We start from the raw sequence: 16273 nt of genomic DNA on the forward strand, positions 1-16273 counted from the left end.
CCCGGCACCGTTCGCCGGGTTGACGGTGTGTCAGAGGCAGTCGGCGCCGGTCTCGCGCTTCCCGTGGGGCTCCACGGACACGCTGGTCGAGGGCCGGGCGGCCGCGCTGGAGCTCACCCGGCAGCGGCTGACCGCCGAGCAGACCTGGCCGTTCGACCCCGCCACCGCGACCGGGCTCGGCAGCCTCCTGGTCTGCCTGGACTGGCCGCGCGAGCGGGTACCGCCGGCCCCGCCGGCGCACCGCAGACTGCCCGACGTGCCGGTGCTGCTGCTCGGCGGCGACCGGGACCTCTCCACACCGGTCGAGTGGCTGTACCAGCAGGCCGAGTCGGCTCACGACCCGCAGATCGTGATCGTGCCGGGCGCGGCGCACTCGGTGCAGAACCGGGCGGCGAACCCGGCCGGGCGGCAGGCGGTGTACGACTTCCTGCTGAAGTAGCGGGAGCCGTCGGCGGGTGGGCCGTTCCGCACAGGGGACGGAACGGCCCACCGCGGACCCGACGGCCCGGGCAGCCTGAACGGCCTACGGCCCCGACGGCCTGAACGGCCCGCGGCCGCACTACCGTTCGCCGGCGCCCCAGCCGTCGTCCGGCAGGGTGCGGTCCGGCTCGGGACACTCGACGTGCTCGAAGCCCCACAGCACCGCCTTGTGCAGCACCCACTCCGGAAGCGGCGGCTGGTCGTAGCCGTCGCGGTCGGTGAGCACCAGCTCGACCCGGACCTCCTCGGCCGGCGAGAACTCCAGGTTCCGCTGGCCCGGGAGGTTCTCGTACGTCACCGTCCGCCAGCTGTGGCCGGTGGCGGTCAGCGCCGCCATCAGGTCGGTCTCGGTGACATGGGTGTCGAGCGTCACCGAACCGCCGCCCGGTCGGGGGAGGTCGAGCTCGCCGTGCCAGACCGGGAGGGACAGCGCATGGAGCCGGCGGCAGCGGCAGAACACCGTCTGCACGTCGCCCCAACTGAAGGCGTGCGGCCACCGGTTGCCGCGGCGGATGCGGCCGCCGTCCCACGGATCGCCGTAGTGGGCGGCCAGTTCGGGCAGTGAGGCGCCGTAGCGCAGCTCGCCGAGGATGCCGGTGGTGGCCAGGCCGGTGACGAGCGGGAGGAAGCCCGTCAGCCCAGGCACCCGCGCACCGCCTCGATCAGACGGTTCGCCCGGGCGTCGCCGTGGCCGATCATCCGGTTCGCGACATAGCCGAAGCCGACGCCGAACTCGTCGTCCCCGAAGGCGAACTGGCCGCCGGCGCCGTCGTTGCCGAAGCTGCGCGCGCCGAGCAGCGGGCGGAAGCCGGGGGAGTCCAGCAACAGGCCGGAGCCCCAGCGGGCACCCATGTCGAAACCCAGGAAGCCCGGGCCGGAGGAGACTTCACGCACCGCGTCGGTGACGGTTTCGGGCGAGAGCAGGCGGGGCGAGTCGTCCAGTCCGGTGGCCGCCGCCGCGTAGAGGCCGGCCAGGCCGGTGGCCGAGGCGACGGCGCCCGCGCCGGGCAGCTCGATCGCGTGCAGCTGCGGGTCGTTCCAGCCGTGCGGCACGTCCAGGCCGGGGAAGACCAGGGCGCCGTTCATGGTGACGATCCGGGTGAGCAGATGCTCCGGGCCCGGCATCGGACGGCGGCCCTCGTCCTCCACCAGCCGTGCCAGGCGCGGCAGTTCGCTCTCCGGCAGGCCGATCCGGACCGGCAGTCCGAGCGGCTCGGCGACCTCCTGGCGCAGGAACGTGCCCGGGGTCAGCCCGGTGATCCGGCGGATCACCTCGCCGACCGCGAAGCCGAACACATGGCCGTGGTACTCATGGGTGGAGCCCGGCTCCCAGAGCGGCTGCTGCGCCTCGATCGCCCGGATCACCGGATCCCAGGCGGCGACCTCCTCGAAGGAGAGCGCCGCGTCCAGGGCCGGGAGGCCGGCGCGGTGGCCGAGGATCATCCGGGTGGTGACGGCCTGCTTGCCGTTGCGGGCGAACTCCGGCCAGTAGCGGGCGACTGGTGCGTCCAGGTCGAGCCGGCCCTGCTGGGCGAGCAGGTGCGCGGAGAGGCTCACCGGACCCTTGGCGCAGGAGAACACCGGGACGACGGTGTCCTGCGTCCAGGCCCGGCCGGTGCGGTCGTCGGCCGTGCCGCCCCACAGTTCGACCACCTTCCGGCCGCCCGAGTACACCGTGACGGCGGCGCCCAGTTCGGGGAACTCGGCGAAGTTGGCGGCGAAGGCGTCCGCGACGGCGCCGAAGCGTTCGTCGGCCCAGCCCTGGTGCTGCTGCATGATGTGGTGCCCCGTTCTGCCCTGTACTGCCCTGCACTGCGGTGTGCTGCGGTGTGCTGCCGTGTACTGCCGTCAAGATCGACCGAACCACGCTACGGGAGCCCGGCGGCCGTGACGAGGGGATTTCGCCAGGCCGGGGCTGGTGGGGCGGATGTGGCAGACTCGCCTGCCGACATGGAGGAGGGAGCAGATGGATCGCGAGGCGCTGACCGCGCTCTGGGAGCGGCGGTGGCCAGGCTCGGAGCCCGTCGGATACGAGATACACAGGCGGGAGCGGGACGTCTGGGTGCGTTTCCACAGCCTGCCGGAGTCCAAGCGCTACCCCGACGACGAGCGCGAGTACGCGATCCTCCTGGAGCGCCACAACACCGTGCTGGACGAGCTGTTCACCGGCGCCGAGGTGTACGTCCTCACCCCGCGGTGGACGAGCCGGGCGAGCGTCCCCCGGATGCGCCGGGACGCGGAGCACTGGCGCACCTGGCTCCAGTCGGACGACCCGGAGCCGGAGTTCCGCACCTACTGCCACGTGTTCGTGGAGCGCAGACCGTGGCGGCGGGGCAGCCTGGACGGGCTGCTGCGCCGGGTCGCCGACGAGCGGGAGGGCGGGGTGATCATCACCGGCACCGGCATGCGGCGCCTGTACCACCCGTACGACGGTGGGGCCGATGTGTACCTGGCTTCGACGGAGGAGCGGGACCGGTTGAAGGAGCGGCACGCCGACTGGCTGTCGCGGTACCCGGGAGGGTGGTGAGCGGCCCGGGACGGCCCGGGCAAGGGCTTGCCGCCGCTCCGGTCCGAGCCGCACAGTGTCCGGGGCGCGCTGACGATCACGTGCCCCGGGGGCCCCGGCCGCCGCACTGAGCGAGGAGCGACACATGGCCGTCAGCCTGAGCAAGGTCGAGCAGAGCGCGCCCGCGCTGGTCAACCTCTACAAGACCGCGAGCGCCTCGGTGGAGCGGCGCGGGCTGGGCGGCCAGCAGGTGGCGGTCTACCTGGTGATCGACTACTCCGGCTCGATGAAGCCCTACTACCAGGACGGCAGCGTCCAGGCGCTCGCGGACCGCGTGCTGGGGCTGTCGGCCAACCTGGACGACGACGGGAGCGTGCCGGTCGTCTTCTTCTCCACCGAGGTCGACGCCGAGACCGAGATCGCCATGGCGGACCACGCGGGCTGGATCGACCGGATCGTCGCGGGCCTCGGGCACATGGGCAGGACCGGCTACCACCTGGCGATGGACGCGGTGGTCCGGCACTATCGGGAGAGCGGGTCCACGGCGCCGGCCCTGGTCCTGTTCCAGACGGACGGCGGGCCGATCGACAAGGGCGCGGCGGAGCGGCGCCTGTGCGAGGCGGCGAAGCTGCCGATCTTCTGGCAGTTCATCGGGTTCGGCGATCCGGACAGCCGGCAGTTCGACTTCCTGCGGAAGCTGGACGAACTGGCCGTCCCGGAGAAGCGGCCCATCGACAACGCCGGCTTCGTCCATCTGGGTCGCGACCCCCGGAAGGTCTCCGACCAGAGGCTGTACGACCTGCTGCTCGCGGAGCTTCCGGTGTGGCTCGAGGCCGCCCGGGCCCAGGGCATCGCGCCGCAGGGCCCGGCGCTGCGGGTGCCGCGTGCAGCGGCCGGTCCTGCCGCGCCGGCTGCTCCCGCGGCGGAGCAGCCGCGGCGCGGGGGCCTCCGGGCTGCCCTGACCGCGTGGCTGACCAGGCGGTGAAGCCCGGGGGCACGGGCTTCGACGGCCCGGCCAGGGGCGGCCGTGTGCGGCACCGCCCGCGCGTGCTGCCGGGTTTGTCTGGGACCAGGGGCTCATGTGCCCGGGACCTACGGCGGGTCATAGTGAAGAAGTGAAGCGCAGGCGAATGACACGCTGTGAGAAGCGTTCCGGTCATTCGTCCGGGAATTCCCGCCCCCGTGCGAGACGCGACAGGGAGAGGTAGAAAGAGAGAAAGGCCTGAAAGTGCGAAGCCCTTGGGGAGTCGACTATGAACGGTCGTATCACGTCAGAACCCATCGTCAGCGTCACCGTGCATCTTGTCCAGTCGGACGGGACGGCGGTGCGCACGGACCTCGCTTACGGATTTCTCTTCGGGCCGAAGACGGTGCTCGTACCCGATCCGCCCAAGGCGGCCGGTGACCCGTGGCAGCGCCTCGCGGTCCACATCAGGGAGGAGCCGGATCCCGGTGGCGGCTCCGAGCTGCTGAGAGTGGTCGGTATCGGCCTGGCCGCTCTGACCAGTGATACGACCCGGACGGCGGCAGCCCTCCTGGCACTGCCTGATCCGTCACGACACGCGGACACCTTGCCGCCGCGTATCACCCAGGATGCGCACGTCGAAAGCCTTCGGCGCCATCCGGGCGATCTGTGGGCCACGTATGCCGCACTCGGTTACCCGATTCATCGGCCGGAGCTCGCAATTCCGGTGGAGCCGTGGTGGCCCGACAGCGCGGTGAGTGAATTGCCGGAATTCGCCAGCGCGCTCTGCTGCTGGGGCTCGTGCTGCTCGCAGGAGCTGCGGTTCCAATAGGAAATGGACAGCTTCTTCCACATGGCAGGGCTGGCTGTTGCCGTGTAGTGAGGATGCAGGGACAGCGATGAACGAAGGGATCCTGGGTCGGTCCGGAAGGCGTGAGTGGCCGAAGGTCGCTATAATCCAGGACGCCGCACTGGCGTTCGTGATCGCCATTTTGGACATATCCTATTTCGGGAACATGTTCAAGCCGACAGTGAGCTGGCTGGACCATCTGTTGGTGCTGCTCTTCACCGTGCCCGAGATCGTCGCACTGACATTTCGTCGACGGTGGCCGTTGACGGTTTTCGGCATCGTCTGGGCCGTCTCCGTCGGCGCGATCGTGCTGTCCCTGGCAAGCGACGTCAACTACACGCCGATCTTCGGAGTGTTTCTCGCGCTGTACACGGTGGCCCGGCAGGGCGACCGGCCCGCCGCCCTCGCCGCACTCGCGTTGACGGCCGTCCCCGCCGCGCTGACCATCTGGTACCCGATCACGGAGATGAAGGTCGTTCCCGGCGACGAGATGACGGTGATCATCAGTGACATCGCCTTGACGCTGCCGTTCGTCGCCCTTGCCTGGGGCACCGGCCGTTGGGCCCGGGCCAGTGCGGCCGCGACCGAGCGTGATCAGCGTGAACTGGAGGAGGCCCGCCAGACGGTCCGTGCCGAGCGGGTCCAGATCGCCCGCGAGTTGCACGACATCGTCGCCAACGCGGTGGCGGTCATCGTCCTGCAGGCCGAGACGGCCCGTACCACCGCACCCACCGAGCCGGCCCGGCTGACCGACGTGCTGGCCGGCATCGAAGCGCTCGGCCGCACCGCCATCGCCGAACTGCGCCGCATGCTCCGGCTGTTGCGCACCGCCGACGTGCCCGTCACGGAGGCCGCCGACCGGCGCGGGCTGGCCGACCTCGCACCGCTCCTGGACGACGCCCGGCGGGTCGGCATCCGGATCGAGCTCGAAGTGGAGGGCACCCCGATCCACCTGGACGACAGCGTCGACCAGACCGCCTACCGCCTCGTCCAGGAGGCCGTCACCAACATCATCAAGCACGCCGGTACCGGCAGTCACGCCTCGGTCCGGATCAGCTGGTCCGACGTGCTGACCCTCGACGTGGTCGACGACGGCGCGGGCCGTCGCCCCGAGGCCCGACGGGAGCTCTCGACCGGCCACGGCCTGCTCGGACTCGCCGAGCGCATCGCCCTGTTCGGCGGGGAGCTGACCGCCTCGCCCTACCGTTCGGGCTTCCGGGTCACCGCCACCCTGCCGCTCTCCCCGGTCCCGGACCAGGGGGCGGACCCGTCGAATCCGGCCCCGAACCCGCCCTGACCGCACGCCCTCCGGCCGTCGGACATTGTTTCGCCGGATGAGGAACGGTGTCGCTGCCGTCTACCGAGCCCCCGACCTGGGCAGGCTCGGGCGGACAGTGCCAGCGAAAGGGGCCCGAGATGGCCGCAGTTCACGAATCCGTCCTGGACGCGATCGGCGGGACGCCGCTGATCCGCCTCGCCCGGCTCGGCGCCGGGATCGCCGCGCCGATCTACGCCAAGGCGGAGTTCCTCAGCATCGGCGGCAGCGTCAAGGACCGCGCCGCGCTCTCGATGGTGCTGGCCGCCGAGCGGGACGGCCTGCTGAAGCCGGGCGGGACGATCATCGAGGCGACCTCCGGGAACACCGGCATCGGCCTGGCGATCGTCGGCCGGCAGCTCGGGTACCGGGTGATCGCCGGGGTGGCCGACAAGTCGTCGGCCGAGAAGTCCGACATCCTGCGCGCGTACGGGGCCGAGGTCGTCCTCGCGCCGACCGCCGTGCCGGCCGAGGACCCGCGGCACCTGTTCAACGTCGTGCAGCGGCTGGCCGAGGAGATCCCCGGCGCCTGGCTCGCCAACCAGTACGACAACCTGGCCAATCCCGACGCCCATGTCCGGACCACCGGCCCCGAGATCTGGGAGCAGACCGGCGGCCGGGTGACCCACTTCGTCGCGGGCGTCGGCACCGGCGGCACCGTCACCGGCACCGGCGGCTACCTCAAGGAGGTCTCCGGCGGCGCCGTGACGGTGGTCGGCGCGGACCCGGAGTCCTCCACGTACGGAGGCGGGGACGGCAGTCCGTGGTACGTCGAGAGCATCGGGCACTACCTCCACCCCGACACCGTCGAGGACCGCCGGCCGCAGGCCCTGCGGTCGGAGGTGATCGACTCCTACCAGCGGATCCCGGACCGGGAGTCGCTGCTGACCGCCCGTCGGCTCTCCCGGGAGGAGGGGCTGCTGGCCGGGCCGTCCTCGGGCGCGGCCGTCGCGGCGGCGCTGCGGGTGGCGCGGACGCTCGGGCCGGACGACCTGGTCGTGGTCGTGCTGCCGGACTCGGGGCGCTCGTACCTGTCCAAGGTGCACAGCGACGCGTGGCTGCGGGAGTGGGGCTTCCTGGAGGAGGACGCGGACGGCCTGCGGCCGGTCCTGGAGACCCTCCCGCCGCTGGTGTCGGTGCCCGTCGACGCGACCGTGGGCGAGGCCGTGGAGGCGCTGCGCGATGCGTCCTGCGGCGTCGCCCCGGCGGTGCTGGCGCGGGCGGCGCGCCCGTACGGGCTGGCCGCGACGGAGGTGGTCGGCTCGGTGGACCTGACCGCGCTGGCGGCGGCGCTCGCGGAAGGCGCCGCCAAGCCGGGCGACCCGCTGGACGCGCTGCTCGGGCCGACCCTGCCGGCGGTCGGCGTCGGGCAGTCGCCGGCCGAGGCGCGGGCGGTGGTCGGGGGTGCGCATCGGGCGGCCATGGTCCTGGTGGACGGCCGGGTGGCCGGGGTGCTGCCGAGGGAGGTGCTGGCCTCACTCCCTTCGGCCTGAGTCTCTTGGGCCTGCTCCCTTCGGCCTGCTCCCTTCGGCCTGACCCCCTGGGGCCTGACCCCCTGGGGCCTGACTCCCTTGGGCCCGGCTCCCTTCGGTGCGGCTCTCGTCGGTTCAACTCCCGTCGGCGGGCGCCAGGATGGCCGAGATCACCCGGTTCAGGGTGCGGTCGAAGGCCTGGTCGGGGTCGGCGGGCGGACCGGCGGTGGCGAACGCGTGGGCCAGGTGCGGGTATTGACCGCTCGCCGCCGCCTGGCCGAGGTAACCGACCATCTCGGCCTGCCATTTGGCGCCTGCCGCGGCTGTCTGCTCGTACTGCGCGAACTGGCAGATGAAGCCGTTGAACAGGGCCATCGCCTCCATCCGTACGCCCCCGCCGAGGCCGGTGGGGGCGGTGACGGCGAGGAAGTGGTCGGTGTAGCGCAGGGCGTTGGGGCCGATGCCGGGACGGGCCAGCACCAGTGCGGGCGCCCAGGGGTGGCGCCGGAAGACGGCGAGCTGCTGGTGGGCGAGGCCGGTGAGGTCGGCCCGGACGTCGCCGCTCGGCTCGGGCGGCAGCCGGTACTCGGCGGCGACCGCGTCGAGCATCAGGTCGAGCAGGTGCTCCTTCTTCGGCACGTAGTTGTAGAGCGACATGGTGCCCGCGCCGAGCGCCGCCGCGACCCGGCGCATGGAGGCGGCGTCCAGGCCCTCGGCGTCGGCGATCTCGATGGCCGCTGCGGCGATCGAGTCCCGGCTGTGGGCCGGGCGCGGGCCGCGACCGGTGCGCTCGGGGCGCAGCCAGATCAGTTCGGGGGCCTCGGGCGGCGTGGGCCTGCCGGACGGCTCAGGCCTGTCTGACGGATCAGGCCTGCTGGACGGATCGGGGTTGCTGGACGGCACTGGAAGATCACCTCGCGCTCCCATCTTAGATACGTACGGCGTACGTAGTACGCTGGCGCCCAAGCGTGCTTCTACGTACGCTGTACCTAGAGAGGGGCAGAGCCATGTCCGACACCACCCGGCCCGCCATCGAGATGGCGGGTGTGGCGAAACGCTTCGGCACCACCGAGGCGCTGCGCGGCCTCGACCTCACCGTCCCGGCCGGTACCGTCTGCGGCCTGCTCGGCCCCAACGGCGCCGGCAAGACCACCGCCGTCCGCGTCCTCGCCACCCTCGTCGCCCCCGACCGCGGCACCGCCAGGGTCGCCGGACACGACGTCGTCCGCGCCGCCGAGGACGTCCGCCGCGCCATCGGCCTCGCCGGGCAGCACGCCGCCGTCGACGAGGGCATCACCGGCCGCGACAACCTCCGGCTGCTCGGCCGGCTGCACCACCTCGGCGCCCGCCGGGCCCGGGAGCGCGCCGACGAACTGCTCACCCGCTTCGGCCTCACCGAGGCCGCCGACCGGCTCGTGCGCACCTACTCCGGCGGCATGCGCCGGCGCCTCGACCTCATCGCCAGCCTGGTCACCAGCCCGCCGGTGCTCTTCCTGGACGAGCCCACCACCGGGCTCGACCCGCGCAGCCGGCAGGCGATCTGGGACACCGTCAAGGAGTTGGCCGTCGGCGGCACCACCGTGCTGCTCACCACCCAGTACCTCGAGGAGGCCGACCGGCTCGCCGACGACATCGTGGTGGTCGACCACGGCGCCGCCATCGCCACCGGCCCGCCCGACCGGCTCAAGGCGGCGATCGGCAGCGAGGTCTCCGTCACCCTGGCCGACCCCGGGCAACTCGCCTCCACCGCCGTCGTGCTGTCCGCGATGACCGGGGGCGACGCCCGGGTGGACGTCGCCGAGCGGACCGTCACGGTGCTGACCACGCCCGGTGTGTCCGTCCTGCTGCCCTCGCTGGTGCGGGAGTTGGACGGTGTCGGGGTCGTCGCGGAGGACGTCGCGGTGCGGGCGCCCTCGCTGGACGACGTGTTCCTCGCGCTCACCCAGGAGGCCTCGGATGCCGGGGAGACCGGGCCCGCCCGCGATGCCGCGCCCGCCCGAGACATCAAGCCCGCCCGAGACATCAAGCCCGCCCGAGACATCGAGCCCGCCCGCGACGCCGCGAAAGCCCAGGAGGCCTCGGACGCCGAGGTGACCGCGAACACCGGAAGGGCCGTCCGATGACCCTGGCGCACACCGCCCCCGCGCGACCGTCCGGTGCCGGCCGGCTCGCCTCCGACACCTGGTCCTCGATGCTCCGCGTCCTGCTCAACTACCGCCACTCGCCGGGCCTGTTGGCCGCCTCCCTGGGCGTGCCGGTGGTGATGGTGGTGGTCTTCGGGTACGTCCTCGGCAGTGCCATGCAGGTGCCGGGAGGCGGCGACTACCGGGAGTTCCTGATGCCCGGCCTGTTCGCCATGGTGGCCACCAACGGCATCATGCCGACCATGGTCGGCGCCGCCCGCGACGTCGCGCGCGGAGTCACCGACCGGCTGCGCTCCATGCCCGTCTCCCGCACCGGGCTGCTGCTCGGCCAGACCCTCGCCGACCTGCTGGTCAGCGTGGTCGTCCTGGCGCTGCTGGCCCTGGTCGGGCTCGCCGCCGGCTGGCAGGCCCGGAACGGACTCGCCGACGCGGCAGGGGCGTTCGCGCTGCTGCTGCTCTTCCGCTTCGTGATGACCTGGGTCGGCACCCTGTTCGGCCTGGCCGTCGGCAAGGAGGAGGCGGCCGGCCAGCTGTCCGTGGCGGTCTTCCCGCTGGCGATGGTCACCAACGCCTACGTGCCGACCGGCGGCATGCCCGGCTGGCTGCGGTTCCTCGCGGACTGGAACCCGGTCAGCGCCGTCGTCCAGGCCTGCCGGGAGCTCTTCGGCAACCCCTCGGCGGCCGGAGCCGCCTGGCCGACGCAGCACGCCGTCCTCGCCGCGCTGCTCTGGAGCGCCGTGCTGCTGGCGGTCTGCATGCCGCTCGCCGTAAGGAAGTTCGCCACCCACGGGCGGTGATCCGGGGCGTACCGGCAGGCGATCCGGAGCGTTCCGGCAGGCGATCCGCCGGGTTCCGGCACATGATCCGCCGGGTTCCGGCACTCCCGCCAAATGTGCTGGACAGCGGAGCCGGTGTGGTCTTGGGTGGGGCGCCATGGAGTACACCCACCTCGGCCGCACCGGCCTGACCGTCTCCCGCCTCTGCCTCGGCACCATGAACTTCGGCCCCCACACCGAGGAGGCCGAGGCCCACCGCCTCATGGACACCGCCCATGAGCGCGGCATCAACTTCTTCGACACCGCCAACAGTTACGGCCGCGACAGCGAGGGCCGGCTGCGGGGCCGTACCGAGGAGATCATCGGCCGCTGGTTCGCCAAGGGCGGCGGCCGCCGCGAGCGCACCGTCCTCGCCACCAAGGTCTACGGCGACATGGGCGTCTGGCCCAACGAGAGCAGGCTCTCCGCGCTCGCCATCCGCAAGGCCGTCGAGGCCAGCCTGCGCCGCCTCCAGACCGACCACATCGACCTCTACCAGATGCACCACATCGACCGGGACACGCCCTGGGAGGAGATCTGGCAGGCGATGGAGGTCCTGGTCGCCCAGGGCAAGATCGTCTACGTCGGCTCCAGCAACTTCGCCGGCTGGCACATCGCCCAGGCCCAGGAGACCGCCCGCGCCCGCCACTTCCTCGGCCTTGTCAGCGAGCAGTCCCTCTACAACCTGCTCGACCGCACCATCGAGCTCGAAGTCGTCCCCGCCCTCCAGCACTACGGCCTTGGACTGCTCCCGTGGTCCCCGCTGCGCAGCGGCCTGCTCGGCGGCATCCTGCGCAAGGAGCGCGAGGGCACCCGCGACCGCAGCGCCATGCCCCACGCGAGCGAACTCCTCGCCAAGCACCGCGACCGCATCCAGGCCTACGAGGACTTCGCCGCCGAACTCGGCGCCGACCCCGCCGACCTCGCCCTCGCCTGGCTCCTCTCCCGCCCGGCCGTCACGGCCCCCGTCATCGGCCCCCGCACCGCGGCCCACCTCGACGCCGCCATCGGCGCGCTCGACCTCGAACTCGACCAGAAGACCCTCGACCGCCTCGACGAGCTCTTCCCGGGCCACCGCCCCGCCCCGGAGGACTACGCCTGGTAGGCCACCCGGGGGAGGCCGTCCGCGCCCCGGCCCCGGCCCGCTGCGGGCCGGGGTGCGGCACCCCAGGTCACGGATGGTGTCAACTTGCCCGCGCAGTAGCCGAATTGTGAGGGTGGCGAGCCTTGACCGGGTGGTCCGGCGCTGGTGTAGTCACCGCTGACACAGGCAATGGGCAAGGGTACGGGGAGGCAGTTTTGGCCTTGTTCGCGAAGCCGCAGCCGGGCTTCACCACCGCCGCCGCCACCGGCGACACCGTGGTGCTGCTGATCGGCATGCGGATCAACCGGTTCTGGGCCGTGCACCACTGGGGCCCGGTGATGTTCGCGATGCTCCGGATGCTGTACGAGCTGCGCCGCGCCCCCGAGCGCGGCCTGCGCGGCCGCATCCTGCTGACCGCCTCGCCGCGCACCTACTACGTCGTCCAGTACTGGGAGTCGAAGGAGAAGCTGTACGGCTACGCGAGCGCGCCGGACGGCTTCCACCACACGGCGTGGGGCATCGCCAACCGCAAGCAGCGGGAGGGCAAGGCCCGCGGGCACGTCGGGCTCTGGCACGAGACGTACATCGCGCCGCCGGGCGGGTACGAGTCGATCTACTTCGACATGCCGCCGTTCGGTCTGGCCGGTGCCACCGGCTCGCTGCCGGTGGAGGCGCGCGGTCGGCACGCGGCGCAGCGGCTGGCCTACCGGGAGCCGGCTACCGAATCGGTGCCGGAGTCGGTGCCGGAGTCGGTTTCGGAGTCGGCGCCTGCGAACGCCGTCGCGGAGCCGGAGAACGGCGGCGCCGAGCCGGAGAACGGCGGCGCGGAGACCGGGGCCGGCCGCGCGGGAGGGTCCGAGGTCGGGGCCGTGTCGGCCCCCGGCGCCTGAGTGCGGCCGCGCCGGGAGTGTCGTGAGCCGCCCGGCCGCCGTGCCGTGAGAGCGTCGGGGCATGGTGGATCGGGGCGACGCGCGGCCGCAGGCGCCGGCGCGGTCGGTGCGGGTGGTGCACGAGGTGCCGTACCACGCGCAGTGGGAGTCGGCGGAGTTGGTGCGGGAGATCGTCGACGGGCGGCTGGAGGCGTCCGCCGATCCCCGCTGGGGACAGTCCGGCGCGGCCACCGCGGAGGAGTACGCGTGGTGGTCCTGGCGGCTGTGCGGGGTGGCCTGCCTGCGGATGGCGCTGGCGCACTGGTGGGGCGTGACCCCGGCGGCGATGGCACTCGCGGGTGAGTGCGTGGCGGCCGGCGCGTACCTGCGGGACGGTGACAGCCTGCGCGGGCTGATCCACGCGCCGTTCGCCGAGTACGTCGGGCGGCGCTGGGGACTGGCCGCGCGGGCAAGGGAGTTGACGCCCGAAGAGGTGTCGGCCGAGGTGGCCGAAGGCCGGCTGGTGATGGTCTCGGTGCACCCGTCGATCCGGGAGCCGTACGGGCCGGAGCCGGTGCGGCGCGGCGGGCACCTGGTCCTGGCGGTGGGTGCCACGGACACGGCGTTGCTGATCCACAACCCCTCCGGGTTCCCCGGGGAGTCGCAGGCCTTCGCGCGCGTGCCGTGGCGGTCGTTCGGGCGGTTCTACGCCGGGCGGGGGATCGTGCTCGGCCCGCCCGCGGTGTCCTCACCCTGACGTCGTCCTCGCCCTGACCGGTGCCGCGGACCGGTCGTCACTGGTTGTCCGGCAGCCCCATCGGGTTGATCGGCAGCTCACCTCGACAGAGCGCCGATATCGGCTTCAACGCCGCTGCCAGCCGGTCGAGTTCGGCGCGCGGATAGTCGTCCCAGACCCGGGCGGCGGCCAGGTCGGTGGCGGCCTCCAGGGTCTGGTGGCGGATCCGGCCGAGCTCGGTGACCGTCCCCTCGGCGGTCAGCCAGCCGCGCTCGACCAGGCGTTCGGCGGCCGCCTCCCACTCGGCGTCCGTCCACCCGCGCAGCGGCTGGATCATCTCGCGCCGCATGTCCATCGCGCAGCGGACCACCAGCGCCTCGCAGCCGTCCAGCCCGGCCGCGACCAGGGCGGCCACGTGGCCGTCGCCGCGGTGCTCGCGCATCACGGTGGCGGCCTGCCAGAGCCGCTCGTACAGACCGCTCGGGCGGGGAAGCGCGGCGTTGGCGCAGGCCAGCACCCGGCCGGCGCAGTCCAGCCGGGTGGCGGCCTGCTCCAGGGTCTCGGCGACCAGCTCGACCTGCTCCCTGTCGACGTGTTCCAGCAGCCGGCCCAGGATCGTCGCCGAGGCCTTCAGCCGGGCGGTCAGCGCCTCCTCCGGGCTCGCGTGGTTCCACACCTCCGGCAGGGCGCGCTCGACCATCGCGGGGGAGAAGTTGAAGAAGGCGGCGGTCACCGGCGGGGCGTCCACCGCGCCGAGCGGGGCCGAGCGGGTGGCGAAGTAGCCGTGCAGGCGACCGTGCAGACCGGCCTCCTCGAAGGCGACGCGGCTCTCGGGCAGGAAGTAGGTGACGGCGTGCACCGGCTCGAAGAGCCACCACAGCGCGCGGGCGGGGTGGACGAGATCGGTCATCGGGAGACCTTCCTCGGACGGAGCTCCGGGCGGGCCGGGGAGCTCGGCTGGTCGGGGCGGCCCGGCGGGAGCCGCGGCGGTGGTCGTGGCCGGCCGTCGCGGGGGGCCGTGGCCCGTTCAAGGGCTGATGACCACGGTGAGGGCTCCGGTAACCCTCGCGGGGGTGTGATGACGGTCACACGGAGGCGGCGCTGTGCGCCCGGCGGCGGCACCGCGCGGGATGATGGGATGAGGTGCCCGCTCCGGGGGCGCCCAGCCCTCGCAGGTCCTCGTACGAAGGTAGTCGGTCATGGCCCAGATCAACCCCAGCATCCTGTCCGCGGACTTCGCCAGGCTCGCCGACGAGGCCGAGGCCGTCCGGGGTTCCGACTGGCTGCACGTGGACGTCATGGACAACCACTTCGTGCCCAACCTGACGCTCGGCGTCCCGGTGGTCGAGTCGCTCGCCCGCGCCACCGACACCCCGCTCGACCTCCACCTGATGATCGAGGACCCGGACCGCTGGGCCCCGCAGTACGTCGAGGCCGGCGCCGGCTCGGTCACCTTCCACGTCGAGGCCGCCGCCGCGCCCGTCCGGCTCGCCCGCGAGATCCGGGCCAAGGGCGCCCGCGCGTCGATGGCGCTCAAGCCGGGCACCCCGATCGAGCCGTACGAGGACCTGCTGCCCGAGCTCGACATGGTGCTGATCATGACCGTCGAGCCCGGCTTCGGCGGCCAGGCCTTCCTGGACATCATGCTGCCGAAGATCCGACGCACCCGGGAGCTGATCGCCAAGCACGACCTGGAGCTCTGGCTCCAGGTCGACGGCGGCGTCGCGGCGAGCACGATCGAGCGCTGCGCGGAGGCGGGCGCGGACGTGTTCGTGGCCGGCTCGGCGGTCTACGGGGCCGAGGACCCGGCCGAGGCGGTCCGCAAGCTGCGGGACCTCGCCGACAAGGCGGCGGCGGACGCCTGGTGGGCCTGCGGGCACTGAGGCCGGCCGGGGCCGGCCGGGTCGGCTGTCCGGCGGCGACGGCACCGCCGGATGGCCGGGCGCGGGTGGAGGAACACCACACCGTGGCGGATGATCGGTGACGATGTCCCCGAGGACCGTGCCCGGCCCCTCTCCGTACGGTGGTGGAACCGCGATGAGCAACCTCGACCTCAAGCCCGCCCCGGCCAGCTGCGGCCGCGAGGCCAGCACCGGCCCGGTGAAGGATCTGCTGACGGCCCGTCAGTTCCCGCTCGGCGGCAGCACGGTGGTCCGGCGCCTGCTGCCCAACCTGGGCCGCCGGATGGTGGGCGCCTGGTGCTTCGTGGACCACTACGGGCCCGACGACATCGCCGACGAGCCCGGCATGCAGGTCCCGCCGCACCCGCACATGGGCCTCCAGACGGTCAGCTGGCTCCACCAGGGCGAGGTGCTCCACCGCGACAGCCTCGGCAGCCTCCGGACCGTCCGGCCGTACGAGCTGGGACTGATGACCTCCGGCCGGGCGATCTCCCACTCCGAGGAGTCCCCGCGCCCGCACGCCCGCCACCTCCACGGCGCCCAGCTCTGGGTCGCCCTCCCGGAGGCCGGCCGGCACGTCGCCCCCGCCTTCGAGCACCACCCCGACCTGCCCGTGGTCACCGCCCCGGGCCTGCGCGCCACCGTCATCCTCGGCACCCTCGACACCGCCACCTCGCCCGGCACCACCCACACCCCGCTGGTCGGCGCCGACCTCGCCCTCACCGACGGCGCGGACCTCCGCCTCCCGCTCGTCCCCGACTTCGAGTACGCCGTCCTCGCCATGTCCGGCCGCGTCGACGTCGACGGCGTCCCGGTCGAGCCCGGCTCCATGCTCTACCTCGGCTGCGGCCGCCCCGACCTCCCCCTCCGCGCCCACGGCGACGCCGCCGTCCTCCTCCTCGGCGGCGAGCCCTTCGACGAGAAGATCGTCATGTGGTGGAACTTCATCGGGCGGTCCACCGAGGAGATCGTGCAGGCGCGGAACGACTGGACGTCCGGCACCCGCTTCGGCGAGGTCCACGGCTACGCCGGCGACCGCCTCCCCGCCCCGGAACTCCCCACCGTCCCGCTGAAGGCGCGAGGGCGCGAGCGCTGACCCGCGGAGGGCGGGGTGAGGGGCGCGCGGCGCCGTTCAGG

16 protein-coding genes and 1 pseudogene are annotated in these 16273 nt (G+C 73.1%); 13 read left to right on the forward strand and 4 right to left on the reverse strand.

From position 1 onward, the window contains the following. The first annotated feature begins 25 nt into the window (after positions 1 to 25). The gene (locus ACFWP2_RS21000; protein WP_380453629.1) at positions 26 to 439 is read left to right on the forward strand and encodes an alpha/beta hydrolase; all 414 of its coding nucleotides are present in this window, start codon (positions 26 to 28) and stop codon (positions 437 to 439) included. Between the two features lie 120 nt (positions 440 to 559). Here the strand turns inward: ACFWP2_RS21000 and ACFWP2_RS21005 are convergent, their stop codons facing one another. Together ACFWP2_RS21005 and ACFWP2_RS21010 are read right to left on the reverse strand one after the other, a co-directional pair. Continuing rightward, entirely contained in the window at positions 560 to 1126 is a 567-nt protein-coding gene (locus ACFWP2_RS21005) for a hypothetical protein (RefSeq protein WP_380453462.1), read from the reverse strand. Next, positions 1114 to 2256 (reverse strand): serine hydrolase domain-containing protein, encoded by a 1143-nt coding sequence (locus tag ACFWP2_RS21010; protein ID WP_380453465.1) that lies wholly within the window; start codon positions 2254 to 2256, stop codon positions 1114 to 1116. Before ACFWP2_RS21010 ends, ACFWP2_RS21005 begins: the two co-directional genes overlap by 13 nt. Positions 2257 to 2446: 190 nt before the next feature. Here ACFWP2_RS21010 and ACFWP2_RS21015 point away from each other — a divergent pair, with 190 nt between their 5' ends. The 5 genes from ACFWP2_RS21015 (at position 2447) to ACFWP2_RS21035 (ending at position 7608) form a co-directional block, all read left to right on the forward strand. Next, positions 2447 to 3007 carry a hypothetical protein gene (locus tag ACFWP2_RS21015; protein WP_380453468.1) on the forward strand — a complete coding sequence of 187 codons (561 nt, stop codon included), beginning with the start codon at positions 2447 to 2449 and terminating at the stop codon, positions 3005 to 3007. 124 nt (positions 3008 to 3131) lie between these two features. Beyond that, positions 3132 to 3971, forward strand: coding sequence for a VWA domain-containing protein (locus ACFWP2_RS21020; protein WP_380453470.1), 840 nt, complete (start codon positions 3132 to 3134; stop codon positions 3969 to 3971). A 268-nt stretch (positions 3972 to 4239) separates the two neighbouring features. Beyond that, complete coding sequence (locus ACFWP2_RS21025) at positions 4240 to 4782, forward strand: hypothetical protein (RefSeq protein WP_380453473.1); 543 nt, start codon at positions 4240 to 4242, stop codon at positions 4780 to 4782. A gap of 67 nt (positions 4783 to 4849) precedes the next feature. Further along, positions 4850 to 6097 carry a histidine kinase gene (locus ACFWP2_RS21030; RefSeq protein WP_380453475.1) on the forward strand — a complete coding sequence of 416 codons (1248 nt, stop codon included), beginning with the start codon at positions 4850 to 4852 and terminating at the stop codon, positions 6095 to 6097. Positions 6098 to 6216: 119 nt separating this feature from the next. Next, on the forward strand, positions 6217 to 7608 hold the full coding sequence (locus tag ACFWP2_RS21035; protein ID WP_380453477.1) for a pyridoxal-phosphate dependent enzyme: 1392 nt from the start codon (positions 6217 to 6219) through the stop codon (positions 7606 to 7608). A gap of 114 nt (positions 7609 to 7722) precedes the next feature. On the opposite strand, the gene ACFWP2_RS21040 is transcribed toward ACFWP2_RS21035, so the two are convergent. Further along, positions 7723 to 8490, reverse strand: a complete 768-nt coding sequence (locus ACFWP2_RS21040) for a TetR/AcrR family transcriptional regulator (RefSeq protein ID WP_380453479.1) — start codon at positions 8488 to 8490, stop codon at positions 7723 to 7725. A 104-nt stretch (positions 8491 to 8594) separates the two neighbouring features. On the opposite strand from ACFWP2_RS21040, the gene ACFWP2_RS21045 reads away from it, so the two are divergent. The 5 genes and pseudogenes from ACFWP2_RS21045 (at position 8595) to ACFWP2_RS21065 (ending at position 13256) form a co-directional block, all read left to right on the forward strand. Next, the gene (locus tag ACFWP2_RS21045; RefSeq protein ID WP_380453481.1) at positions 8595 to 9710 is read left to right on the forward strand and encodes an ATP-binding cassette domain-containing protein; all 1116 of its coding nucleotides are present in this window, start codon (positions 8595 to 8597) and stop codon (positions 9708 to 9710) included. Next, positions 9707 to 10528 carry an ABC transporter permease gene (locus tag ACFWP2_RS21050; RefSeq protein ID WP_380453483.1) on the forward strand — a complete coding sequence of 274 codons (822 nt, stop codon included), beginning with the start codon at positions 9707 to 9709 and terminating at the stop codon, positions 10526 to 10528. Before ACFWP2_RS21045 ends, ACFWP2_RS21050 begins: the two co-directional genes overlap by 4 nt. Positions 10529 to 10664: 136 nt before the next feature. After that, positions 10665 to 11651, forward strand: a complete 987-nt coding sequence (locus tag ACFWP2_RS21055) for an aldo/keto reductase (protein WP_380453485.1) — start codon at positions 10665 to 10667, stop codon at positions 11649 to 11651. Between the two features lie 200 nt (positions 11652 to 11851). Beyond that, positions 11852 to 12352, forward strand: a pseudogene (locus ACFWP2_RS21060) (DUF4188 domain-containing protein); the annotation flags it as partial. 229 nt (positions 12353 to 12581) lie between these two features. After that, positions 12582 to 13256, forward strand: coding sequence for a C39 family peptidase (locus ACFWP2_RS21065; RefSeq protein ID WP_380453488.1), 675 nt, complete (start codon positions 12582 to 12584; stop codon positions 13254 to 13256). A 37-nt stretch (positions 13257 to 13293) separates the two neighbouring features. Here ACFWP2_RS21065 and ACFWP2_RS21070 read toward each other — a convergent pair whose 3' ends face one another. Continuing rightward, positions 13294 to 14145, reverse strand: a complete 852-nt coding sequence (locus ACFWP2_RS21070) for a hypothetical protein (RefSeq protein ID WP_380453491.1) — start codon at positions 14143 to 14145, stop codon at positions 13294 to 13296. Between the two features lie 289 nt (positions 14146 to 14434). Between ACFWP2_RS21070 and rpe the strand changes: the two genes are divergently transcribed. Then, positions 14435 to 15118: a ribulose-phosphate 3-epimerase gene (gene rpe, locus ACFWP2_RS21075; protein ID WP_380453493.1), complete on the forward strand. Its 684-nt coding sequence runs from the start codon at positions 14435 to 14437 to the stop codon at positions 15116 to 15118. A gap of 154 nt (positions 15119 to 15272) precedes the next feature. Beyond that, positions 15273 to 16232 (forward strand): pirin family protein, encoded by a 960-nt coding sequence (locus ACFWP2_RS21080; protein ID WP_380453495.1) that lies wholly within the window; start codon positions 15273 to 15275, stop codon positions 16230 to 16232. Positions 16233 to 16273 lie beyond the last annotated feature (41 nt).

The sequence above is a fragment of the Kitasatospora sp. NPDC058444 genome (assembly GCF_042721415.1).
GTDB lineage: Bacteria > Actinomycetota > Actinomycetes > Streptomycetales > Streptomycetaceae > Kitasatospora.